Here is a 23,702-nt window from a genome sequence, read left to right on the forward strand (position 1 = left end):
CCGGGGCGGCGGGCAGGCCGGGAGTTCAGGCCGCGGCGGCGGTCTTCGCGGCGGTGGCGGCCCGGCTGCGCACCCCGCGGGCGACGACCACCGGCATGGCGGCGCCGAGCACCGCGTACGACACGGCCAGGACGATCCAGCCGACGGTGCCGTGGCCGATGATCAGCCAGGTGAAGACGGCGGGGGCGAACATCTTGCCGATGTCGCCGCCCATCTTGTAGGTGCCCTGGTACTGGCCCTGGGCGTGGTCGGGGGCGAGGTCGAACGCTATGGTCCAGCTGCCCGCCGCCTGCCGGATCTCGCCCAGCGCGTGCAGCAGGGCGCCCGCGATCAGCAGGACGCACGCCGTCACCGCCCCGCTCGTGCCGGTCGTCGCGAACACCAGGCAGGCGGCCGCCACGCAGCCCGCCCCCTGCAGGCTCGCCCAGGACGCGGACCTCGGGTCGTCGGTGCCGCGGGCCGCCCTGGTCTGGAAGGCCACCACGAAGGTGGTGTTGACCAGCAGGATGACCGCGCTCATCCAGCGCGGGGCGTCCGTGTGGCTGATGATCCACAGCGGCAGCACGATGTCGAGCAGCAGGGCGTGCGTGACGAGCAGTCCGTCCAGGGCGGTGAAGGCCAGGAAGGGCATGTCCCGCAGGACGGCGAAGGCCGCGCCCGCCGAGGCCGGCACCGGCGGCACCGGCGCCTCCTTGAGGGTGAGCAGGCCGGTGGCGAGGAAGCACACGGCGGTGAAGAGGACGGCACCTTGGAAGCCGACGCGTTCGCCCCAGGCCAGGACGAGGCCGGAGATGCAGGCGCCGATCGACATGGTCACGTTGAGCGCGGCCCGGATGTAGGCCATGACGTGGGCGCGTTCGCCCTGCGGGACGTTGGCCGCGATCATCGCCTTGCGGGCGTTGTTCCCGGCCCGGTAGGCGAGCCCCTGCACGCAGGTGACGAGCAGGTACGACCAGAACCCCTCGACCAGGACCAGGGCGGCGGTCAGCGGCGCCAGCGCCAGGAACGACCACAGCTGGACCGTGCGCGGCCCGGCCCGGTCGGCGAGGTGGCCGAGCGGGATGCTCGACACCAGGACGAGGCCGGCCGCGATGCCCACGCTGATGCCGAGCTGGCTGGGCGTCAGGTGGACCATGGTCACGGCGTAGATCGCGTTGATGGCCATCCACAGCCCCTGCCCCAGGCTCATCACCATGGTGATGAAGGTGAGCATCCGGGCCGGGCCGGGCGGGGGGAGGATACGGGTCAGCACGGATCGTCTTCCTGTCACATCGCCACCGTCATGGACTCGTTGGGGAGGCTAGGTCATGGGGGTGGACGCACCACCGTTGTGGGCGCAAACCGACTTGACTGCGGAAAGCCTGTTCTTCTCGTAAATCCAACGGCCGTTCCCGGGCCGGGCCCCTTGCCCGCCGCGCACCCTCGGGCAGGCCCGCACGGCCCGGTCCACGCAGCGCGGGGCGCGGCTGCGGGGCGCGGGCGCGCGGCGGTGGTCGGGCAGGTCGTGCCGCCCGGCGAGCAGTTCCTGCAGGCGCACCTTGGCGGCCATCAGGGGCATCCGCAGCCGGCGCTCGCGCGCTTCGGCCCGCCGCTGCCGGTCCGGGCGCCGCGGGCCGTACCTCCAGCGGGCCCAGGGCGCCCGGGGCCGGCCGAGGCGCAGCGCCCCGACGACCAGCAGCGGCGGGCAGAACAGTCCGACGAGCCCGGTCCAGGTCTTGCCCTTGAGCAGGGTGATCACCGCGAGCAGGAGTGAGCCGGCGACCTCGGCGGCGAACACCGCGGGGTCGCCGCCCGGGCCGAGGCGCCCCCAGTGGTGGAAGCCGGGCGGGCGCAGCCCGGTCAGCATCATGCCGCTGAGGGCGACGGCGGCGAAGACGGCGTCCACCGAGGTGCGGCCCCGCTCGGTCCAGTAGACGTCCTCCAGGTGCAGGATGAGCGCGAACTCGTCCAGGACCAGGCCCGTTCCGATGCCGAACGCCACCGCGACGGCCGCGCGCCACACGGGCCGGCCGTCCGGTACGACCAGCCCGGCGACGCCCGCGCCCGCCATGAGGACCACGCCGAAGACGACGTGGTGGACGTGGAGTCCGCCGAGCCGGATGTTCCCCGGCCACCAGCGGACCCCGGCCCGGATCAGCCGGACGCTGGCCCGGATCCCCACGAACGCGGTGAGCAGCCCGACCAGGAAGGCAAACAGCGGCAGCCGCCCCGGCGCCACCACGCTGCCCTGGAACCAGGGCTGAAGCGTGCTGAAGGGCCCCATCAGAGCCCGGAGTACAGGTGCTGGGGCCGTCCGCTGTCGCCGTACCGGAGGGTGAGCTGCAACTTGCCGTTGGCGGCGAGGAACTTCAGGTAGCGCTGGGCGGTCGAGCGGCTGATCTGGGCCAGCTCGGACACCTCCTGGGCGGACACCTGGTCGTCCCCGTGGTCGGCGACGATGCGGGAGACCAGCTCGGCGGTGCGCTCCGAGTACCCCTTGGGCATGGCGTGTCCGGCCTCGTGGGTGCGCAGGGCGCCGAACGTCCGGTCGATGCGGGCCTGGTCCATCTCCTTGCCGTCGTCGATAGTGCCGCGCAACTGGGCGTAGGCCTCCAGCTTGCAGCGCAGGCCGTCGCTGGTGAACGGCTTGGCGAGGTAGTAGAGGGCGCCGGAGCGCAGGGCTTCGTGGACGGACGCGGGACGGCGGTCGGCCGTCACCATGATGATGTCGACGTCGTGGCCCAGTTGCCTGAGCCGGCGCGTGAGGGACAGTCCGCTCTCGTTGGGGAGGAACTGGTCGAGAAGAATCAGGTCGATACCGCCGCGTTCGACGGCCGCGAAGGCCGGAGCGGCGCTGTGGACGATGCCGGCCACCCGGAAACCGGGTACCTCGGACACGTAATGGGCGTTTATTTTCGCCACGTAGAAATCGTCGTCGACGACGAGCACGTTGAACATCTTTCCCCCGGTTACATGGTTCGCCCGACGCTCGCGCGCCGGTGCGGCTCTTTTGAATTCCTACGAACGGCGACCCATCGATACGGTGAAGACGGCGCCGCCGCCCTCACGGTCGGCGACGGTGACCGAACCGCTCCGTGCCTCGGTGATGGCCCGCACGAGCGAGAGGCCGATCCCGCGCGGCCGCTCGGCCGTCGACCGCTTGGTGGAGGCCCCCCGATCGAAGATCCACTGGCGCAGGCGCGGGTCGACGCCGGTCCCGTTGTCGCTCACCCTCACCTCGATGCCGCCCCGTCCCCGGCGGAGGGCGACCTCCACCGTGGGCGTGGCGCACACCGTTCCCGCGACCGCGTCGAGGGCGTTGTCGATGAGATTGCCGACGACGGTGACCACCTCACCGGCCGCGTCGATGTCGCCGTGCAGACAGGAGTCGGGGCTGATCCGCAGCCGTACGCCGCGCTCCTGCGCAGCGAGCAGCTTGCCGACCAGCTGGGCGCGGACCACACAGTGGCCGATCCGCTGGACGATCTCGCCGACCTCGGCGAGGGGTACACCCGTCGGTTCGGGGAACGAGCCCGGACGTTCCCTGGCGTGCCGGGCGAGCTCCAGCAGGCCCTGCAGTGTGTGCAGGGCGTTGCGCCGCTCATGCCGCCGGACGTCCGCGTCGGCGAACTGAGCCGGCGCACGAGGCAGGAGCACTTCATCTCGTGTCATTCGGGCCTTTTCCGTCGCTTTCACGCCTCGTCACCAGGGACACCGGATCGGGTTTCCGGCCCGTGGCCGCGCTCATTGGCAAAATCGGCAGAAGTCACGCCGGGCATCCAAGCAACAGGGCAGCAGTCCACGCCACCTGATTTGCGCCATGCCCGCCGGATAAAGGCCGGAAATCGCTCCCGAACCAGGAGCGCCTGACGGTTATGCGGCGCCGCCACCGGTTAAGGGCGGCCTGTGTTCCGCGGCTCTCCGACTGTCCCCGCCACCGTCGTCGGGTTGGCGCAAAGCGGTCGTGCGGTCTGCTTCCCGGCGCCGCGGGCTCCCCCGCGCTCGCGCCGTGCCGAGGTGACCGGTCGGCTCGACGGGTCCGCACCGCGCGCCCGTTCGGGCGGCGCGGTGCGAGGACCCATGGTGGCGGCTGTTACGGCTCCTGGTGCGGCCGGGCCGGCAGCCCGTCGATACTGGTGGTGTTCTTCAGCCGCATGTAGTCCTCCAGTTCGCGGTCCGACTTGCGCCGTCCCCACTGGTCCTGGAGGTCGCGCTCGCGGACCAGTTCCATCTCCGGGACGGTGAACCCGCACGAGTCCGTGATGCGGCCGAGCGAGACGACGATGACGGAGCGCGGGATCGGGTGCTTGCCGAAGTGGCCGATGAGGGCGTCCCATTCGGGGGCGTCGGGAAAGACGCAGCGGGCGGTGCCGTACAGCCGCAGGGTCTTGGGTCGGCGGGTGAACGAACAGAACATCAGGGTGATGCGCCCGCTCTCGCGCACGTGCGCGATGGTCTCGGCCCCGGACCCGATGAGGTCCAGGTAGGCCACCGTCGTGTCGTCGAGAATGGTGAACGTGTCCATGCCTCCCTTCGGGGAGACGTTGACGTGCCCGTCGGCCGACAGCGGCGCGGTGGCCACGACGTACATCGGGGACTGGGCGATGAACTCGCGCAGCGCGGGCGTCAGCCCGTCGTAGACCTTGCCCATCAGGACCTCCTGTGCGCGCTCGGCGGCGTGGTGCCGAGCAGCCGTTCGGGACGGGGTGCCACGGCCGCGATGGGGCGGGGCGCGCCCGGCTCCGCGTCGGGCCGGGTCTCGATGGTGATCCGGGCGGCCAGTTCCCGGGCCCGCTCGCGCGCCTCGCCGGCCGACGCGCCCCGCACGATGAGCAGCCCCGACCGGTCGTACGACCAGGCGATGGGGGCCACCGTGTCCCCGGGCGCGACGGACACCTGCACGGCCACCACCTGCGGGTCCGCGCGGACCTCGTCGGTTCCGGTGACGGACTCCACGATGCCCGGCGGGGCGGTCAGGAAGCGGATGGCGCCGCCGCCCCGGGCCGGGCGGGGCGCCACGGGAGCGGTGCGTCCCGCGTACCAGAGGAAGGCCAGGGCGTCGATGTCGATGCCGTACACCTCGTGGACCAGGTCGGCGATCCGGTCTCCGCCGCGCCGGTTGTGGGACTCCACCAGGCGGGGGCCGTCGGCGGTGACGATGACCTCGGTGTGCGAGGGGCCGTCCTGGACGCCCACGGCGTCCAGCATCCGGGAGACCAACTCCTCGATCCGGGACGTGGTGTCCGCGTCGAGGTCCGCCGGCTGGACGTGCCCGACCTCGACGAACGACTCCAGCTTCTCCTTGGCGGTGTGGGCGACGACCACGTGCTCGCCCGCGAAGCTGAAGGCCTCGACACTGAACTCCGGGCCGCGCAGGTACTGCTCCATGACGAAGGTGTGCAGCCCGAACTCCGCCGCCCAGGCCGCCACGCCGGCGACCTCGTCGGGGCCGGGCACCAGCCGCACGCCGAGGCTGCCGGATCCGTACCTGGGCTTGATGACCGTCGGCCCGAACTCGGCGACGAACGCGCGGATGTCGGCCTCGTCGTGGCCGAGCCGGGCGGCGACCCCCTCGATGCCGCGGTCGGCGAGCAGCTCCCGGAAGGCCAGCTTGTCCTGCAGCACGCGGACGGTGTCGAGGCCGGTGCCGGGCAGGCCGAGGGCGGTGGTCGCGGCCGCCGCCGACTCCAGGCCGTCCTCGATCATCGACACGACCCTGGCCAGCGGCCGGTGCCGGTGCACGGCGGCCAGCAGATCGGCCACCGCCTGCGGGTCGCGGTAGTCGGTGAGGTGCGCCTCGGCCACCAGCTCCAGGCCGGAGCGGTCGAGTTCGTGCGGTCCGTGCACCCAGACGATGTCGAAGCCGGCCTGCCGCGCCTTGTGCAGGGCGGCGACCTGGCCACCGATGACGGCGATGCGTGGTGCGCTCCCGTGCGTCATGCGCGCAGCTCCCTGCCCGAGGCGTGCTCCAGCCAGCGCACGACCTCGACGTTGTCGGCGCCGGCCGGAAGTTCCTCGTGCGCCTGCTCCCACAGGTTCCGGCAGGCGTGCCCGAACGCCGCGGGGCCGCCCGCCGAGTCGAGCAGCGACGTGCCGATGCGGATGTCCTTGAGCATCAGGCGCAGTGCGAAGCCGGAGTCGAAGGTGCCGGGCAGCACATGGTCGGGGAGCTTGGTCTGCGAGGCGTGGTTGCGGCCGGTCGAGGCGTTGATCACCTCCAGCATCGCCGCGGGTTCCAGGCCGAACGCCCGCCCGGCGAGCATGACTTCGGCGACCGCGGCGAGATTGACCGCGGAGAGCAGGTTGTTGAGCGCCTTCAGCGCGTGCCCGGCGCCCAGCGGCCCCACCCGGTACACCGTGCCGAGCGCGCCGAGCACCTGCTCGGCGCGCTCCACGTCCCCGGGCTCGCCCGCGGCCATCAGGGTCAGCTCACCCGCCCGCGCGGCGGCCGGGGAACCGGAGACCGGCGCGTCCACCACGGACACCCCGTGCGCGGCCGCCGCGCGGCCGAGGGCCAGGGTGTCCTCGGGGGCCGAGGAACCCGTGTCGATGATCAGCGCGCCCGCGGGCAGGTGCGGGAGCAGTTCCCCGGCCACCTGCCGCACGGCCGCTCCGTCGGGGAGCATGGTGACCACCACCGGCGCGGCCAGATCCGCGACGCCCGCCGCCGCCCGCACGCCCGGGTGCGCACCGGCCGCCGCCGCGACCTCCGTGTCGACGTCGTACGCGACCACGTCGAAGCCGCGGTCGGCCAGCCGGCGGCACATCCCGCCGCCCATGGCCCCCAGACCCGCACATCCCACCCGCATGATCCGTTCCCTTCTCTGTAGCTGTGCGCGCGCGTCCGGGCGGACGCGCTCATGCCGTGACGGTGGCGAGGAGCCCCCGGACGGTCAGGACGAGCGCGGCGGCCACCGCGAGGACGAGCACCGCGCCGCGCATCCGGCCGCCGTCCACGTGCTTGCGGACCGGCCCGGACAGCGCGAACCCGGCCACCACCGCGGGCAGCAGCAGGGCCCCGAAGAGCAGTTGCTCGCGCGGCAGGCGGCCGACGGCGGTGAGGGAGCCGAGCGAGAGCAGGGCTCCGGCCGTGAAGAAGACCCCGAGCGTGCCGCGGACCGTGGGCCCGGGCTCGCGGTGGTAGACGAGCGCGATGAACGGCCCGCCGATGGACGACGTCGTCCCCGTCAGGCCCGCCACCGCGCCGGAGGCCAGCAGGGTGCCCCGGTTCCGGGGCAGCCGGGCCGGGTCGAGGATGAGGAGCGAGACGACGCCCAGGGTGATGCCCGCCGACAGCAGGTCGAGCGTCGGCCCCGAGACCACGAGGATCACGTACGAGGCGGCCGCCGTGCCCGCGATCCGTCCGGCCAGCGCCCAGGAGACGCCGTGCCAGTCGGTGTGGGAGATCTCCCGCGTCGCCCCGAGCACGGCCAGGACGGCGGCCACCAGCAGCAGCGAGCCCGGCATCAGGCGCGGCGCGGCGATCTGCACGACCGGCGCCGAGACCAGGGCGAGTCCCACCCCCAGGCTGCCCTGGACCAGCGCGCCGAGGAACACGGCCACGGACGCGCAGACCAGGGCGGGCAGTTCAGGCATCGGCGGGCACCACGGGACGCGTCCGTTCCCCGGCCGCGCGGGCGACCCGCTCGGCCGCACCGCCCGCCACCACGAGGACCGCGGCGGCCACCACCCAGCCGAGCGTGCCCGCCCCGAGCAGCAGCCCGGTGACCATCACGGGCCCGAGGACCCGCTGTCCGGCCACGCTCAGGTTGAACACGGACAGATAGCGTCCGCGCTGCTCCGGCGGGGCCAGGGCGATGGACAGGTCCCACACCGCGGCGTTGGCGATCACCTCCGCCAGGGTCAGCAGCACCACGGCGGTGGCGAGCCACGCCACGGCGGGGCCGCCCGCCACGGAGCCGGACGCGGCGAAGCACAGGCTGCTCACGCCGAGCACGGCGCCCGTCCAGGTCAGCATGCGGGTGGTGCGGCGCTGGCCGGTCGCCAGCCTGCTCACCGGGATCTGCAGCACCACCACGAGCGCGGTGTTCAGCGCGAACAGCACGGAGACGGTGACCCGCGGGGCGTCGGTGTGCTCCAGGATCCACACGGGCATCGCGACCAGCAGCATCGTGTCGAAGAAGAACAGCAGGAAGTTGAGCGCGGTCAGGGTCAGATAGCGCCCGTCGGGCAGCACCCGGTTCCCGGCCCGCTTCCTTCCGGTCACGTCCCCACCGGTCTCGTCCGCACCGGTCTCGTCCTTACCGGTCTCGTCCTTACCGGTCTCGTCCTTACCGGTCTCGTCCTTACGAGCCGCGGGCACCGGCGCCGCCAGTTCGGGCACCCGCAGCACGAGCACGGCACCGCCCAGGAAGGCGAGCCCGATGGCGACCAGGGTGATCCGGTAGGCGGCCTGGGTGTCGCCGGCGAGCGCGACACCGGCCGCCAGGGCCCCGGCCCCCAGACCGCAGTTGCGCACCACGTTGACCACGGCGAGCAGCCGCGTGCGCTCCTGGCGCTCCGGTACGGCCACGGCGACCAGCGCCTGGAGCACCGGCGGCCCGGCCCTGTCGCACGCCACCGCGCACAGCGTCACCACCATGAACTGCCAGAAGCCGGTGACGAAGAGGTACGCCGCGCAGCACAGCCCGCGCCCCGTGTACACGGCGGCGAGCACCCGCCGGGCCCCGTACCGGTCGGCGAGGACGCCGCCGAGCAGCGAGATCCCGAGCGCCACGATGCCGGCCAGGGCGAGCCCGGAGGCCACCTGGTTCGCCGTCAGGTCGACCTGCCGCGTGAAGTAGGCCATGGAGCTCGCCATGAACAGGCCGATGCCGAGCGACTGGACGAGTGCGGCGACGGCGAGCCGGCGGCCGCCTGCGGTGAGCCTCACGTCACTCGGCTCCGAAGTCGAACTCGACCCGGTCCTCCAGCTCCATCTCGCGCACGATGCGCCGCACCCCGGAGAAGTCGCGCACCAGCAGGTCGTTCCCGGCCTGGCGGCGGCAGTCCTCGACGATCTCGTCGGCCTTGTCGAAGCCCGCCGCCCGCAGGATGCCGGGCCAGACCGCGAAGTCCTGCTCCACGAAGGCGTGCAGCGCCTTGGGCAGCGCGTCGGTGAAGGCGCGGCGCTGCTCGTCGTTCATGTGCACGTACAGCGCCTTGGCGACCTCGACCATGACGGACGAGTGCGCGGACTCGTCGCGGGCGTGCAGCCGGGGCACCAGGGAGTGCAGCGGCTGGACGGTCTTGTCGCGGGAGAGCAGCTCCAGGTACGCGTTGACGCTGATCTCCGAGACGGTCGTCCACACCAGCTTCAGCAGGTCGCGCTCCCAGGCCTCCGACGCCTTCGCGTCGGCCTCCAGCAGCCGGCGGTAGGTCACCGTGTGCGGGTAGGCGGGCTCGCCGGTGACCTGCCGGACCTCCCGGGTGCGCTGCATGGCGATCATGTGCATGTAGGTGTGCCAGACCTCGTCCACGTGGGTCTGCTGGACGGCACGCTTGAGCTGGATCCCGTCGGCACCGGGGAAGGCGCCGTGCATGATCATGGCGAAGGTCGGGTTGGCGACGTACTCCTCGGCCGCGATGACGCGCTCGTTGTACACCAGCCACGCCATCGTCAGCACGCGCCGGCGCTGCTCGGGCGGCGCCGCGAGGTACAGCGGGTGCCCGGCGAACGGCAGCAGGTGCTCCGGGTAGTCCGGCAGCCGCTCGTCGTACTCCTCCGGCTCCGAGATCCGGTCCAGGTCGGTGCGGATCGTGGCGCGCCGCGGCCAGGAGTCGGCGATCCGGCGCAGCACGCTCTCGTCGATGCCGTGCTCGTGGCCGTCCTCGATCGTCTGCTCGTGCTCGGCGATGCTCACGCCAGGTCCCCCTCGGATGCGTCGGCTTGCGCGGCGGACGCGATGGCGTCGGCCAGAACGGCGAGGCCGGGTGCCAGGTCGTCGGCACCCGCCACGATCGGCGGCATGATCTTGAGGACCTGGCCGCGGGCACCGGACGTCTCCACCAGGAGCCCGCGCGCGAACGCGGCCCGCGACACCCGGTCCGCCAGCGCCGGGTCGGTGAAGCCGAGCCCCCGGATCAGCCCCCGGCCGAGCACGGTGCAGCCGAGGTCCGTGAACCGGGCCGCCAGCTCGGTGAGCCGGGCCTGGAGTTCGGCGGCGTTGCGCCGCACCTGCTCGCCGAACTCCGGGTCCGCCCAGCGGTCCAGGCAGGCGGTGGCGGTGACGAAGGCGAGGTTGTTGCCGCGGAAGGTGCCGCTGTGCTCGCCGGGGCCCAGCTGGTCGAACTCGGGCCGGACCAGCACCAGGGCCATCGGCAGGCCGAAGCCGCTGATGGACTTGGACAGGCAGATCAGGTCGGGCACGATGCCCGCCTCTTCGAAGCTGAAGAAGGTGCCGGTGCGCCCGCACCCGGCCTGGATGTCGTCGACGATCAGCAGGATGCCCCGCTCGCGGGCCAGGTCGGCCAGGCGGCGCAGCCAGGGTGCGCTCGCCGCCGCGAGACCGCCCTCGCCCTGCACGGTCTCGACCACGAACGCCGCCGGCAGGTCGACGCCGCTGCCCGGGTCGTCGAGCATCCGGGTGAGGTAGTCGAGGGTGTCCACGCCGTCGCCCGCGTACCCCTCGTACGGCATGCGCGTGACGTGGCCGAGCGGTACGCCGGCCGCGCCGCGCTTGAAGGCGGTGGCGGAGGCGGCGAGCGCGCCGAGCGACAGGCCGTGGAAGCCGCCGGTGAAGGCGATGACGTCCGTGCGCCCGGTGACGCGGCGGGCCGTCTTGAACGCCGCCTCCACGGCGTTGGTGCCGGTCGGCCCGGTGAACTGCACCCGGTGGTCGAGGCCGCGCGGGGCGAGCACCACCTCGCGGAAGCGGTGCAGGAACGCGGCCTTGGCGCCGGTGTGCAGGTCCAGGCCGTGCACCGGCCCGTCGGCCTGGAGGTAGTCGATGAGGGCAGCCCGCACCTCGGGCGGGTTGTGCCCGTAGTTCAGCGCGCCGGCGCCGGAGAGGAAGTCGATGTACTCGCGGCCGGCGGCGTCCCACATGCGGTGGCCCGAGGCGCGGGTGAAGACGGCGGGGAAGCGCCGGCAGTAGGTGCGCACGGCCGATTCGAGCTCGTCGAAGACGGCCGTGTCCGCCCCGGGGCCCGCCGTTTCTTCGGTGACCGGTTCGACGGTGGTCATGAGGCGCTCCAGGGGTCGATGGCGGTGATCTCGGCGGTCTCGCGGGCGCTCTGCGCGGTGCGCGGGGACAGCGGGAACCAGCCGGCGAGGGTGAGCCGCAGCAGCTCGCGCATGCGGTCGGCGATCAGCTCGGGCGTGTAGCGGTCGGGCACGTCGGCCGCGTCGATGACCGGGGTCGGCGGGAAGTACCGCCCGCCGGGCACGGGGCGTACGACGGCGTCCCAGAGGTTGAGGCTCTGCCCGCCCCAGCGGGCCCGGCCGCTGAACACCGAGTACAGCGGCAGGCCTTCGGGGTGCGGCCGGCTCAACGCCTGGTTCACGGCCTCGCTGACCATCTCGACGATCAGGCCGCAGCCGCCGGCGTCCCTGGCCCGGCGCGCCTGCGCGAAGAGCGCCAGCGCGCCGTCCAGGGCGTCGCCGTGCCGGGCCAGGCCGCCGCTCTGCGGGGTGTAGCCGAGGTGGGCCAGCGTGGGGGTGCCGGTCGCGGCCACGGCCTCGATGCAGCCGAACTCGCCCTCGCCCGCGACCTCGATCTTGACCGCGTCCGCGCCGGCCGCGGTGAACCGGTCGGCGGCGGCCCGGGCCGTGGCGGCGCTGCGGGTCGTGCCGTCCGGCAGGTCGGCGAGCAGGAACGGCCGCCGCCCGGCGGGGAATCCGGTGTCCAGCGCCTTGCGCACCTCGGACACGAGACCGGTCAGCGTCGCCAGGCCCCAGTCCTGCTCGGCGGCTCCGGACAGCGTGGTGCCGCTGCGGCCCAGGTGCGTCATGAAGTACGAGTCGCCGACCATCACGCACTCGACGGGTGCCTCGCGCAGGTCCGGCGCGCGCAGCGCCTCGGCGAGGCCCTCGACCTCGTAGCCGCGGTAGGCGTTGATCTTCAGTCCGAGCTGTGCGGGGCTGTCGTACCGGTGCAGATACGGAGCCAGCGCGGATGCCGCCGCGGGCCTGGCCACGAAGGTGTCAACGGTCAAGGCCGCCCTCCCAGTAGATTTTGTTGATCCGGCCGATGGCGTCCGCGACCGCCTCTTCGGGGGCCGCGGTGAAGCAGAGCCGGGCCCAGCCGTCGCAGTGCCCGCCGAAGACCCGGCCGGGTGCGAGCCCGACCCCGGCCTCGGCGCAGCGGCGCACGAACGCCTCGCCGTCGCCGTACCGGCTCAGGTCGAGGAAGGTGTAGAGCCCGCCCGTGACGCGGGTGTGCGGGATCTCCAGTGCCGAGTCGGCGCGCCGCCAGGCCTGTTCCGCCAGCTCCCGGCGCCGCGCGAGTTCCCCGGCGGGTGTCGACAGGGCCCGGAACGCGGTGTACTGGGCGGCCGTGGACACCGAGTACAGGGTGTGCAGCGACCACTTGGTGAGGGTCTCCTCCACGCCGGGCGGCGTGATCAGATGGCCCACGCGCGCGCCGGGCATCGCGTACGTCTTGCTGCAGCTGTGCACCGAGAAGGTGCGCTCGGCCGCGCCGGGCACGGTCGCCGTGTCGAGGAACCCGGCGTCGCTGAAGTCGTAGTTCTCGTAGGCGTTGTCGGCGATCAGCCACAGGTCGTGCCGTGCGGCCAGCGCGGCGAGCTCGCCCAGGGCGCGCGCGTCGAGGCGGAAGCCCGTCGGGTTGTTGGGGTTGTTGAAGTAGACGGCCCGGGTGCGCGGTCCCACGGCCCGCTCGATCGCCGCGACGAAGTCGAAGCCGGGGTCCTCGCTCAGCTCCAGGAAGACCGGCACCTCGCGCGGTGTCCCGCCGGCGGCCCACACCAGGCCGGTGGCGAACAGCCACTGCGGGGACAGGATGACGACTTCGTCACCGGGGTTCAGGATCGCGTGCAGGACGACGGCGATGGCGTGGGTGGCGCCGCTGGTCACCAGCACCTGCCCGGGCTCGACGGGGGTGCCGCGGCGCCGGCTCGCCGCGTCGGCGAACGCCTCGCGCAGTGCGGGGACCCCGGCCGGCGGCGCGTGTTCGTGGGCCGCGATCCCGAACTCGGCGCGCTCCCAGGTGCCGGGCCGCGCGCACGGCTCGAAGACGGTCCTGCCCTGCTGCAGCGGCACCGGTTCGGCGTGGGCGCCGGAGCGCAGCAGCCGGTCGACGGTCACCAGCGGGGAGGGCGGTATCTCACTGAGGGTTCTGGCCAAAGACGGCATGAGGTGTGCTCACTCCTGGACTTGTACCGGGCCGGTGCTGAGCGGGAGTTCGGCGGCGGCGCCGCGGGCGGGCCGGTCGAGGCCGAGGTTGCCGCGCAGGGTGGTGCTCTCGTACTCGGTGCGGAACAGGCCCCGGCGCTGCAGTTCGGGCACCACGAGGTCGACGAAGTCGTCCAGTCCCTGCGGCAGCACCGGCGGCATGACGTTGAAGCCGTCGGCCGCCTCGCCGGTGAACCACTCCTCCATGAGGTCGGCGACGTCCTCCGGGGTGCCGATGACGATGCGGTGCCCGCGGCCGCCGGTCAGGGACCGGTACAGCTCCTTGATCGTCAGTCCCTCGCGGCGCGCCTTGTCGTAGACGAGCTGTTGCCGGCTGGTGCTGCCCTGGGTGGGCGGCAGTTCGGGCAGCGGCCCGTCCAGCGGGCAGCCCGAGATGTCGACGTCGCCGAGGAGCTGGGTGAGCAGTCCCAATCCGACGACGGGGTCCACCAGTTCCTGGAGCACGGCGTACTTGTCCTCGGCCTCCGCGCGGGTGCGGCCGACCACCGGGAAGAGGCCGGGCATCACCTTCATCTGCCCCGGGTCGCGCCCGTAGGCGGCGGCCTGCCGCTTCATGCCGCGGTAGAACGTGCGGGCCTCGTCCAGGGTCTGGGCGGCGGTGAAGACCACCTCGGCCCAGCGGGCGGCGAAGTCCTGGCCGTCCGCCGAGGCGCCCGCCTGGATGAGGACGGGGTAACCCTGGGGCGGGCGGGCCACGTTGAGCGGCCCGCGCACCGAGAAGTGCTCGCCCTTGTGGTCCAGGACGTGCATCCCGTCGGGCTCGAAGTAGCGCCCGGCCTCCTTGTCGTAGCCGAACGCGTCGTCGTCCCAGCTGTCCCAGAGGCCGGTGACGACCTCCATGAACTCCCGGGCGCGCTGGTAGCGCGCGGTGTGGTCGGGCTGGGAGTCGCGGTTGAAGTTGCGCGCCTCGGCGTCCGTCACCGAGGTGACGATGTTCCAGGCCGCCCGGCCCGCGCTGAGATGGTCGATCGAGGCGAACTTGCGCGCGATGTGGAACGGTTCGTTGTACGTCGTCGACGCCGTCGCCGCGAGGCCGATGTGCGTGGTGTGCACGGCGAGGGCGGACAGCAGCGTCAGCGGGTCGAACTGGAGGAAGCGGCCCCAGCGGCTCAGCTCGTCGGCGTCGCGGTAGGGGGTGCGGATGCCCACTCCGTCGGCGACGAAGAACATGTCGAATCTGCCGCGCTCGGCGGTGTGCAGCAGCTCCCGGTAGTGGGCGAAGTCCAGGCCGCCGTCCGCACGGGCCGTGGGGTGCCGCCAGGAGGCCACGTGGTAACCGGGGGTCAGCAGGAAGGCTCCCAGACGGAGCGTACGGCGTGTCACGCCCATGACAGATCTCCGTGTCCTTGCAGGCGGGTTCTCGGGACCGACACGGACATTAGATGAGCGCCCGGGGGCCGGACACCGTTCTGCGTGCACTGTGGCTTTACCTCGGAAAACTCCTTCTGCTTCTTTTGACCACCGCGAGCAGAACGATTTTTCCGGTCTAAAACGAGGTATTCGCCGGCACCGGCCGGATTCCGCCCCACACTTCTAGCCTTGGTGCCGCACGCGGCCCGACGCGTGCTTTCACAAGCCCTGGGAGGTGCTGGTGACGGCAGGAGCGGAACGGAACGTTCTGGCCTTTGTGGACAGCGACTACGCGGACACCCCGTACGACAAGTGGGCCGCCGACCTGGGCGTACGCCCGCACCTGCTGGTCTCCGAGGCCAGATTCCCGCAGTACCGGCACATCCCGGGTGCGGTGCCGGTGGCCGGCTACCACCGGGGCGGCGACGCGGAGCGGGCCGCTCTCGACCTCGCCGCGCGGGTGCCGCCGGCCGCCGTACTCGCCCGGATGGAGGGCGATCTGCTGCGCGCGGCGCGACTGCGGGAACTGCTCGGCGTACCGGGTCAGGATTTCGCCGGCGCCCTCGCGTTCCGCGACAAGGTCCGTATGAAGACCCTGGTGCGCCGCGGCGGACTGGAAGTCCCGGAATTCGCTCCGATACGCGTCGCGTTCGACCTCTTCCACTTCATCCGCGAGCACGATTATCCGGTGGTGGTGAAACCGGCCTTCGGTTCCGGTTCCACCGGCACCCAGGTGCTGCGCGGCCCCGCGGACCTGACCCGGCTGCTCGCCGCGGGCCTGCCGGAGCACGCCCAGGTGGAGCGGTTCGTCGAGGGGCCCATGTACGTGGTGGACGGGCTGGTCGTGGCGGGCACACCGGCGGCCGCCTTCGCCTCGCGCTACCTCAACGACTGCCTGTCCTTCCGCGAGGGCACCTACCTGGGCTCGGCGCAGCTCACCCGGGACCATCCGCTGACGGACCGGCTCATCGACTACGCGCGCCGCGTCCTCGCCGCACTGCCCACCCCCGAGTGCACCACCTTCCACCTGGAGGTCTTCCACACGCCCGACGACCGTCTGGTGCTGTGCGAGATCGGCAGCCGCACCGGGGGCGCGCTGACCGCCCCCGCCATCCGCGCCGCCTCCGGCTTCGACCTCGACCGGCAGTGGTTCAACGCCCAGGTCGCCCCCGAGGGGCCGGCCGGGACCGGGGTGCACGGTGTCGCGCCGGGACACGGCGCGGGCTGGGTCGTCTTCTATCCCGAACGGGCCACGCTCGCGGCCCTGCCCGCGGACCCCCCGCCCTTCGTGGCGGAGGAACGCCTGCGGGGTACGGTGGGCTCGGCGTACCGAGGTGGTCAGAAGTCCGGTGTGTACGTGGCGGGTTACGTCCTGACCGGGGCCGACGACGACGAGGTCGAGCGCCGGGCACGGGAGCTCGCCCGGTGGTACGCCGCGGGGGTGCGGTGGACCGGGCAGCACGACGAGGAGGATCACGCGCCCCTCGACTGACAGCGGATCGGACCAGCGGGGAGCCAGGAGCGCAATGCGGTACATCATCATCGGGTCGGGAGCGGTCGGCGGTTCGATCGGGGGGCGGCTGCACGAGGGCGGCCGGTCCGTTGTCCTGGTCGCCCGCGGCGCGCAGGTCGGGGCGCTGCGCGAGCGGGGGCTGCGGCTCACCGTCCCCACCGGCACCCTCACCCTCGACGTGCCCGTCGCGGCCGGGCCCGAGGACGTCGAACTGCGCGAGGACGACGTCCTCGTCCTCGCGGTCAAGACCCAGGACAGCGTGGCCGCCCTGGACGCCTGGGCCGCGCGGCCGGTGGCGGGCGGCGGCACGGCGGGCGAGCGCCTGCCCGTGGTGTGCGCGCAGAACGGCGTGGAGAACGAGCGCCTGGCCCTGCGCCGCTTCCGCGAGGTGTACGGCGTCTGCGTCGTCCTGCCGAGCAGTCACCTGACCCCGGGTGAGGTCGTGGCGCCCTGCGGCCCGTACACCGGCGCCCTGGTCCTCGGCCGCTACGGGACGGGGCCGGACGACACGGCCCGGCGGATCGCCGACGACCTGGAGAAGTCCTGCTTCCTGGCGCCGGTGGTGACGGACGTCATGCGCTGGAAGTACGGCAAGCTCCTGGGCAACCTCGCCAACGCCGTCGAGGCCGTCTGCGGCTCCGCCTCGGACGCCGCAGCCCGGGACCTGACCGCCCGGGCGAAGGCCGAGGGCACCGCCGTCCTGGACGCCGCGGGCATCGCCTACGCGAGCGGAGCGGAGATCACCGAACTGCGCAGCGGCACGGTCGACGTGCAGCCGCTCCCCGGTGAGCCCACGCGCAGCTCGACCTGGCAGAGCCTGGCGCGGGGCGCGGGTTCGATCGAGACGGACTACCTCAACGGGGAGATCGTGCTGCTGGGCCGCGAACACGGCGTCCCGACCCCGGTGAACGCGGCCCTGCAGGCCGCCGCCCGGGAGATCGCACAGCGGGGCACGGAGCCGGGCACCCTGAGCGCCGAAGCCCTGACCCGCCGCATCACCGAGAGCACCCCCGCCTGAGCAACGTCCCGGGCCGCCGGGGGAAGGCGAACGAACCGCGCCCCCGGGCCCGCCCCGGGCGGCCTCGACGCCCCCGCGACCCCGCGAAGGGAAGCGGGCGGAAGCGGACGGAAGCGGATCAAAACCGATGGAAACGGTTCTGCGCGGGGAGCGCGCAGTGGGGCGGGTGGGACTCGAACCCACGGCCGACGGATTATGAGTCCGCTGCTCTAACCGGCTGAGCTACCGCCCCATAGCGGCGTGTCGCGTACATGTGTGCGCGCCGTCTGCCGCAGCATAGCCGCTCATACGATCTCCTGCTTCGGATGGTCGGCTCGGCCACGGCGTTCGTGACCTTGATGACTCCGCCCCGGGCCGGACGGTTCCACCGGACATGAAAAAGGACCCCTGAGGGGTCCTCGTTCATCGTGCTCCCCCGACTGGACTCGAACCAGTAACCTGCCGGTTAACAGCCGGCTGCTCTGCCAATTGAGCTACGGAGGACCGAGCTCCCCGGACTGGACTCGAACCAGTAACCTGCCGGTTAACAGCCGGCTGCTCTGCCAATTGAGCTACCGAGGAAGGTCTCGTTGCATCGAACGTACCTACCTGGGTATTCGCCAGGGGGCGCGCGCTCGCTGCGACACATACATTAGCGCAAGCAGGGGGGTGCTCCGCCAATCGGTACTCCCCGGCGCCGACGCCGCACCGGAGACTCACGCAAGAGAAGGGTGGCAGCCATGCGTTACCGGCTCACGTTCGTCGCCGGAGTCGTCCTGGGTTACGTGCTGGGCACGAGGGCCGGACGCGAGCGCTACGAACAGCTCAAGAACTCCGCCCGCCAGTTCGCGCAGAACCCCGCCGTCCGCAACACCGCGGAGACGGCGGCCCAGCAGGGGCGCGAGTTCGCGGGCAAGGCGTACCACGTGGTCAGCGACAAGGTCGGCGACCGCGTCCCGGACTCGGTCGCCGACCGCGTCCGCCACCTCAAGGAGCGCGCCACCCACAACGGCGGCCAGGACGACTGGGGCACGAGCAACACCTGAACGGTCTCTTCGACGCCGGTGTGGTGCCGCCCTCAGGGGCGCGGGGAACTGCGCGACCAGCCACGACGAGACCCGCGGTCACCACCCGGCATGATCCCTGCGACGCCCATGGCCCAGCCCGGCGCAGCCGTACGGCAGAATTTTGGCCATGGGGATAGTCGCCGGGTTGGACAGTTCACCCGATTTCACTCGCATCGTCGTCTGTGACGCGGACACCGGAGCCGTGCTCAGGCAGGGGTATGCGCCGCATCCGGTGGAGAGCCCCGACGGCGGCCGGCCGTCCGACGTCGACCCGCAGGCCTGGCTGCTGTCCCTGGGCGAGGCCGCGGGCGGCGGGCTGCTGGAGGGCGTGCAGGCGATCGGCGTCTCGGCGCAGCAGAACGCGGTCGTGCCGCTGGACGCGCAGGGCAACACCGTGCGCCCGGCGATGGTCGGCGGCGACAAGCGCACCCAGGTCGCCGCCGCCGATCTGGTCGACGCGCTCGGCGGGCGTGAGGCGTGGGCGCAGGCCGTGGGCTGTGTCCCGCAGGCCGCGCAGCCGGTGACGAAGCTGCGCTGGCTGGCGCGGACCGAGCCGGAGAACGCGCAGCGCACGGCGATCCTGCTGCAGGCGCACGACTGGCTGGTCTGGCAGCTGCTGGGCCGGCCCGTCAGGAGGACGACCGACCGCGGCGGGGCGTCCGGGACCGGGTACTGGTCGGCGGCGACCGGCGCCTACCGGCCGGACCTGGTCGAGCTGGCGCTGGGGCACCAGGTGATGCTGCCGGAGGTGATCGGCCCGGCGGACGCGGCGGGAACCACGCCCGAGGGGCTGCTGATCTCCGTGGGCACCGGCGAGACCATGGCGGCGGCGTTCGGTCTCGGCATCGGGCTCGGGGACGCGGTCGTGTCGCTCGGGGCGTCCGGGTCCGTGATGGCCGTGCACCCCGAGGCGCTCGTCGACGGCTCGGGGATGATCACCGCGCTCGCCGACGCGACCGGCATGCACCTGCCCGTGGTCACCACGCTGAACGCCGTACGGACGCTGCGCGGGACCGCCGAGCTGCTGGGGCTGCCCGATCTGGAGAGCCTGTCGGACCTGGCGATGAAGTCGACGCCGGGGGCGCACGGGCTGGTGCTGCTGCCGTATCTGGAGGGCGAGCGGACGCCGAACCTGCCGCACACCGCCGGGACCCTGGCGGGCCTCAGGCGGGAGTCGATGAAGGCGGAGCACCTGGCGCGGGCCGCGTTCGAGGGCATGCTGTGCGGGCTCGCGGACGCGCTGGACGTGCTGCGCGGCCGGGGTGTGGAGGTGCGGCGGGTGTTCCTGCTCGGACCGGCCGCCGAGCTGCCCGCGGTGCAGGCCGCGGCGCCGATGCTGTTCGGGACGCAGGTCGTCGTGCCGCAGCCCGCGGACTACGCGGCGATCGGCGCCGCCCGGCAGGCGGCCTGGGCGCTCGGGGTGTCGCAGGGGACGCTCGACACGCGGATGCCGCCGCTGTGGCAGGGCGCGGTCGCGCAGGTGCTGGAGCCCGGGGAGGAGCTGGCCGTGGGGCAGGCGGTGCGCCAGCAGTTCGTGTCGGTCCGGGAGCAGACGCACCCCGGGGCCTTCTGAGGGCTTGACCGCCTGTTGGGTTAATTCGGTTGAGGTAACGCGGGTGGGGTGTCCGACGATAGGGGCCAGGGGCAACCAACCCCCCGTCGACCACCCCCGAGAGAAGCAGCGTGCTCATACGACTTCTGCGGACCTACCTCAGGCCCTACAAGAGACCCATCACCCTGCTGGTGCTGCTGCAGTTCCTGCAGACCTGCGCCACCCTCTACCTGCCCACGCTGAACGCCGACATCATCGACCAGGGCGTGGTGAACGGCGACACCGGCTACATCATGGGCTACGGCGCCCTGATGATCGGCATCTCCCTGATCCAGGTCGTGTGCAACATCGGTGCCGTCTACTACGGCGCCCGTACGGCGTCGGCGCTCGGGCGGGACGTGCGCGCGGCCGTGTTCGACCGGGTGCAGTCGTTCTCCGCGCGTGAGGTGGGTCACTTCGGCGCGCCGTCGCTGATCACGCGGACGACCAATGACGTCCAGCAGGTGCAGATGCTGGCGCTGATGACGTTCACGCTGATGGTGTCGGCCCCCATCATGTGCGTCGGCGGCATCGTGCTGGCCCTGGGCCTGGACGTGCCGCTGTCGGGCGTGCTGGTGGCGGTGGTGCCGGTGCTGGGCATCTGCGTGACGCTGATCGTGCGGCGGCTGCGGCCGCTGTTCCGGTCGATGCAGGAGCGGCTGGACACGGTGAACCGGGTGCTGCGCGAGCAGATCACCGGCAACCGTGTGATCCGGGCGTTCGTGCGCGACGAGTACGAGCAGCGGCGCTTCCGCAAGGCCAACACCGACCTCACCGACGTCGCGCTGGGCACCGGCAACCTGCTCGCGCTGATGTTCCCGATCGTCATGACGGTGGTGAACCTGTCGTCGATCGCCGTGGTGTGGTTCGGCGCGCACCGCATCGACAGCGGCGGCATGCAGATCGGCGACCTGACCGCGTTCCTGGCCTATCTGATGCAGATCGTGATGTCCGTGATGATGGCCACCTTCATGTTCATGATGGTGCCGCGCGCGGAGGTGTGCGCCGAGCGCATCCAGGAGGTGCTGGACACCTCCTCCAGCGTGGTGCCGCCGACGGCGCCGGTGCGTGAGCTGCGCCGGCACGGGCATCTGGAGATCCGCGGGGCCGGTTTCCGCTATCCGGGTGCCGAGGAGCCGGTGCTGCGGGCCGTGGACCTGGTGGCCCGGCCGGGCGAGACGACCGCCGTCATCGGCTCGACCGGCAGCGGCAAGTCGACCCTGCTGGGGCTGGTGCCGCGGCTGTTCGACGCGACCGAGGGACAGGTCCTCGTCGACGGGGTGGAGGTCGCGGACCTCGACCCGCGGCTGCTCGCGCGCACCGTCGGGCTGGTGCCGCAGAAGCCGTACCTGTTCGCGGGCACGGTGGCGACCAACCTGCGCTACGGCAATCCGGACGCCACCGACGAGGAGCTGTGGCACGCGCTGGAGGTGGCGCAGGCCAAGGAGTTCGTCGAGCGGCTGGAGGGCGGGCTCGACTCGCCCATCGCGCAGGGCGGGACCAACGTCTCCGGCGGGCAGCGGCAGCGGCTCGCGATCGCCCGGACGCTGGTGCAGCGCCCGGAGATCTACCTCTTCGACGACTCCTTCTCCGCGCTCGACTACGCCACCGACGCGGCCCTGCGGGCGGCGCTCGCGCGGGAGACCGCCGAGGCGACCGTGGTGATCGTCGCCCAGCGGGTGGCGACCATCCGCGACGCCGACCGGATCGTGGTCCTGGACGAGGGCCGGGTCGTCGGCACCGGCCGGCACCAGGAGCTGATGGCGGACAACGAGACCTACCGGGAGATCGTGCTCTCCCAGCTCACGGAAGCGGAGGCGGCCTGATGGCGGGGCCCATGGGGCGGATGATGGCCGGGGGCGGCCCCGACCAGCGCTCGCTGGACTTCAAGGGATCGGGCAAACGGCTCGTCGCGCAGTTCCGCCCGGAGCGCGTGACCATCGGTGTGCTGCTGCTGTGCGTGGTGCTCAGCGTCGGGCTGAACGTCGTCGGGCCGAAGATCCTCGGCAAGGCCACCGACCTGGTCTTCGCGGGCATCGTCGGGCGGGGCATGCCCGAGGGGGCGAGCAAGGAGCAGGTCCTGGAGGGGATGCGCGAGCGCGGGGACGGGGACGTCGCCGACATGCTGCGCAGCACCGACTTCACCCCCGGCGAGGGCATCGACTTCACGGCCGTCGGGCATGTGCTGCTGCTCGCGCTGGGCGTGTTCACGGTGGCGGGGCTGCTGATGGCGGTGGCGACGCGGCTGGTGAACCGGGCCGTGAACCGGACGATGTTCCGGATGCGTGAGGACGTGCAGACGAAGCTGTCGCGGCTGCCGCTGTCCTACTTCGACAAGCGGCAGCGCGGTGAGGTGCTGTCGAGGGCGACCAACGACATCGACAACATCGGGCAGACGCTGCAGCAGTCGATGGGGCAGCTCATCAACTCGGTGCTGACCATCATCGGCGTGCTCGCGATGATGTTCTACGTCTCCTGGATCCTCGCGCTGGTCGCGCTGGTGACCGTGCCGCTGTCGTTCGTCGTCGCCACGCGCGTGGGCAAGCGGTCGCAGCCGCACTTCGTGCAGCAGTGGCGCTCCACGGGCACGCTGAACGCGCACATCGAGGAGATGTACACCGGGCACACCCTGGTGAAGGTGTTCGGGCGGCAGGAGGAGTCGGCGCGGCAGTTCGCCGAGCAGAACGAGGCGCTGTACGAGGCGGGTTTCAAGGCGCAGTTCAACAGCGGGGTCATGCAGCCGCTGATGATGTTCGTGTCGAACCTCAACTACGTGCTCGTCGCGGTCGTCGGCGGACTCCGGGTCGCCTCGGGCTCGCTGTCCATCGGGGACGTGCAGGCGTTCATCCAGTACTCGCGGCAGTTCTCCATGCCGCTGACGCAGGTGGCGTCCATGGCGAACCTGGTGCAGTCGGGTGTCGCCTCCGCCGAGCGGGTCTTCGAGCTGCTGGACGCGGAGGAGCAGGGCGCCGATCCGGTGCCGGGGGTGCGGCCCGAGGAACTGCGCGGGCAGGTGGCGCTGGAGCACGTGTCGTTCCGCTACGACCCCGACAAGCCGCTCATCGAGGACCTGTCGCTGAGGGTCGAGCCCGGGCAGACGGTGGCCATCGTCGGCCCGACCGGCGCCGGCAAGACGACGCTGGTGAACCTGCTCATGCGGTTCTACGACGTCACCGGCGGGCGCATCACCCTCGACGGCGTCGACATCGCGCGGATGTCCCGGGACGAACTGCGGGCCGGCATCGGCATGGTGCTGCAGGACACCTGGCTGTTCGGCGGCACGATCGCGGAGAACATCGCGTACGGGGCGTCCCGGAAGGTGACCCGCGGGGAGATCGAGGAGGCGGCCCGGGCGGCGCACGCGGACCGGTTCATCCGGACGCTGCCGGACGGGTACGACACGGTGATCGACGACGAGGGCACGGGCGTGAGCGCGGGTGAGAAGCAGCTCGTCACCATCGCCCGGGCCTTCCTGTCCGACCCGGTGATCCTGGTGCTGGACGAGGCGACGAGCTCGGTCGACACGCGCACGGAGGTCCTCATCCAGAAGGCCATGGCGAAACTCGCCCATGGGCGGACCTCGTTCGTCATCGCGCACCGGCTGTCGACGATCCGGGACGCGGACACGATCCTCGTCATGGAGAACGGGGCGATCGTGGAGCAGGGCGCGCACAGTGAGCTGCTGGCGGCCGGTGGGGCGTACGCGCGGTTGTACAAGGCACAGTTCGCGCAGGCGGTGGCAGAGGTGGACTGATGCGCCTTCGGGCGTGCCGCGTGGTGTCGTGGTGCGGCCGCGGCCCCGTCGTGGCCGTTCGCGCAGTTCCCCGCGC

At 72.3% G+C, this 23,702-nt stretch carries 20 protein-coding genes and 3 tRNA genes; 6 read left to right on the plus strand and 17 right to left on the minus strand.

The annotated features are described in order from the left end of the window. Positions 1-25: 25 nt before the first annotated feature. The 14 genes from CHR28_RS25970 to CHR28_RS26035 form a co-directional block, all read right to left on the minus strand. Complete coding sequence (locus CHR28_RS25970) at positions 26-1,252, minus strand: MFS transporter (RefSeq protein WP_094056116.1); 1,227 nt, start codon at positions 1,250-1,252, stop codon at positions 26-28. A gap of 48 nt (positions 1,253-1,300) precedes the next feature. Then, on the minus strand, positions 1,301-2,263 hold the full coding sequence (locus CHR28_RS25975) for a hypothetical protein (RefSeq protein ID WP_218829478.1): 963 nt from the start codon (positions 2,261-2,263) through the stop codon (positions 1,301-1,303). Continuing rightward, positions 2,263-2,937 carry a response regulator gene (locus CHR28_RS25980; protein ID WP_094056117.1) on the minus strand — a complete coding sequence of 225 codons (675 nt, stop codon included), beginning with the start codon at positions 2,935-2,937 and terminating at the stop codon, positions 2,263-2,265. The genes CHR28_RS25975 and CHR28_RS25980 overlap by 1 nt, the downstream gene beginning before the upstream one ends. Positions 2,938-2,997: 60 nt before the next feature. Beyond that, positions 2,998-3,651: a sensor histidine kinase gene (locus CHR28_RS25985; protein WP_094056118.1), complete on the minus strand. Its 654-nt coding sequence runs from the start codon at positions 3,649-3,651 to the stop codon at positions 2,998-3,000. Positions 3,652-4,072: 421 nt separating this feature from the next. Further along, entirely contained in the window at positions 4,073-4,630 is a 558-nt protein-coding gene (locus tag CHR28_RS25990; protein ID WP_094056119.1) for a pyridoxamine 5'-phosphate oxidase family protein, read from the minus strand. Further along, on the minus strand, positions 4,630-5,919 hold the full coding sequence (locus tag CHR28_RS25995; protein WP_094056120.1) for an ATP-grasp domain-containing protein: 1,290 nt from the start codon (positions 5,917-5,919) through the stop codon (positions 4,630-4,632). The genes CHR28_RS25990 and CHR28_RS25995 overlap by 1 nt, the downstream gene beginning before the upstream one ends. After that, positions 5,916-6,788, minus strand: a complete 873-nt coding sequence (locus CHR28_RS26000; RefSeq protein WP_094056121.1) for an NAD(P)-dependent oxidoreductase — start codon at positions 6,786-6,788, stop codon at positions 5,916-5,918. Before CHR28_RS26000 ends, CHR28_RS25995 begins: the two co-directional genes overlap by 4 nt. 49 nt (positions 6,789-6,837) lie before the next feature. Beyond that, positions 6,838-7,575 carry a TSUP family transporter gene (locus tag CHR28_RS26005; protein WP_094056122.1) on the minus strand — a complete coding sequence of 246 codons (738 nt, stop codon included), beginning with the start codon at positions 7,573-7,575 and terminating at the stop codon, positions 6,838-6,840. Then, a complete protein-coding gene (locus CHR28_RS26010; RefSeq protein WP_094056123.1) occupies positions 7,568-8,872 on the minus strand; it encodes an MFS transporter in 1,305 nt (434 codons plus the stop codon). Before CHR28_RS26010 ends, CHR28_RS26005 begins: the two co-directional genes overlap by 8 nt. Before the next feature lies 1 nt (position 8,873). Next, the gene (locus CHR28_RS26015; protein WP_256984408.1) at positions 8,874-9,842 is read right to left on the minus strand and encodes a diiron oxygenase; all 969 of its coding nucleotides are present in this window, start codon (positions 9,840-9,842) and stop codon (positions 8,874-8,876) included. Next, a complete protein-coding gene (gene ectB, locus CHR28_RS26020; protein ID WP_094056124.1) occupies positions 9,839-11,164 on the minus strand; it encodes a diaminobutyrate--2-oxoglutarate transaminase in 1,326 nt (441 codons plus the stop codon). The genes CHR28_RS26015 and ectB overlap by 4 nt, the downstream gene beginning before the upstream one ends. Beyond that, on the minus strand, positions 11,161-12,135 hold the full coding sequence (locus CHR28_RS26025) for a 3-methyl-2-oxobutanoate hydroxymethyltransferase (RefSeq protein ID WP_143655898.1): 975 nt from the start codon (positions 12,133-12,135) through the stop codon (positions 11,161-11,163). Before CHR28_RS26025 ends, ectB begins: the two co-directional genes overlap by 4 nt. Continuing rightward, complete coding sequence (locus tag CHR28_RS26030) at positions 12,125-13,294, minus strand: pyridoxal phosphate-dependent aminotransferase (protein ID WP_094056126.1); 1,170 nt, start codon at positions 13,292-13,294, stop codon at positions 12,125-12,127. The genes CHR28_RS26025 and CHR28_RS26030 overlap by 11 nt, the downstream gene beginning before the upstream one ends. Before the next feature lie 9 nt (positions 13,295-13,303). After that, entirely contained in the window at positions 13,304-14,683 is a 1,380-nt protein-coding gene (locus CHR28_RS26035; protein WP_094056127.1) for an LLM class flavin-dependent oxidoreductase, read from the minus strand. Between the two features lie 262 nt (positions 14,684-14,945). Between CHR28_RS26035 and CHR28_RS26040 the strand changes: the two genes are divergently transcribed. Further along, positions 14,946-16,196, plus strand: a complete 1,251-nt coding sequence (locus tag CHR28_RS26040) for an ATP-grasp domain-containing protein (protein WP_143655900.1) — start codon at positions 14,946-14,948, stop codon at positions 16,194-16,196. A 34-nt stretch (positions 16,197-16,230) separates the two neighbouring features. Then, positions 16,231-17,235, plus strand: coding sequence for a ketopantoate reductase family protein (locus CHR28_RS26045; protein ID WP_094056129.1), 1,005 nt, complete (start codon positions 16,231-16,233; stop codon positions 17,233-17,235). 158 nt (positions 17,236-17,393) lie between these two features. Here the strand turns inward: CHR28_RS26045 and CHR28_RS26050 are convergent. The 3 genes from CHR28_RS26050 to CHR28_RS26060 form a co-directional block, all read right to left on the minus strand. Then, positions 17,394-17,467, minus strand: a tRNA-Ile gene (locus tag CHR28_RS26050). Positions 17,468-17,645: 178 nt separating this feature from the next. Next, positions 17,646-17,718 (minus strand) — tRNA-Asn (locus CHR28_RS26055). Between the two features lie 5 nt (positions 17,719-17,723). Beyond that, positions 17,724-17,796, minus strand: a tRNA-Asn gene (locus CHR28_RS26060). Positions 17,797-17,954: 158 nt separating this feature from the next. On the opposite strand from CHR28_RS26060, the gene CHR28_RS26065 reads away from it, so the two are divergent. From CHR28_RS26065 to CHR28_RS26080, 4 genes are all read left to right on the plus strand, one after another. Then, the gene (locus CHR28_RS26065; protein WP_094056130.1) at positions 17,955-18,260 is read left to right on the plus strand and encodes a hypothetical protein; all 306 of its coding nucleotides are present in this window, start codon (positions 17,955-17,957) and stop codon (positions 18,258-18,260) included. A gap of 148 nt (positions 18,261-18,408) precedes the next feature. Next, a complete protein-coding gene (locus CHR28_RS26070) occupies positions 18,409-19,854 on the plus strand; it encodes an FGGY family carbohydrate kinase (RefSeq protein WP_094056131.1) in 1,446 nt (481 codons plus the stop codon). A gap of 110 nt (positions 19,855-19,964) precedes the next feature. Continuing rightward, the gene (locus CHR28_RS26075) at positions 19,965-21,698 is read left to right on the plus strand and encodes an ABC transporter ATP-binding protein (protein ID WP_094056132.1); all 1,734 of its coding nucleotides are present in this window, start codon (positions 19,965-19,967) and stop codon (positions 21,696-21,698) included. Then, positions 21,698-23,626 carry an ABC transporter ATP-binding protein gene (locus CHR28_RS26080; RefSeq protein ID WP_094056133.1) on the plus strand — a complete coding sequence of 643 codons (1,929 nt, stop codon included), beginning with the start codon at positions 21,698-21,700 and terminating at the stop codon, positions 23,624-23,626. Before CHR28_RS26075 ends, CHR28_RS26080 begins: the two co-directional genes overlap by 1 nt. Positions 23,627-23,702: the final 76 nt, after the last annotated feature.

It is taken from the genome of Streptomyces sp. XY006 (assembly GCF_002237655.1).
GTDB lineage: Bacteria > Actinomycetota > Actinomycetes > Streptomycetales > Streptomycetaceae > Streptomyces > Streptomyces levis.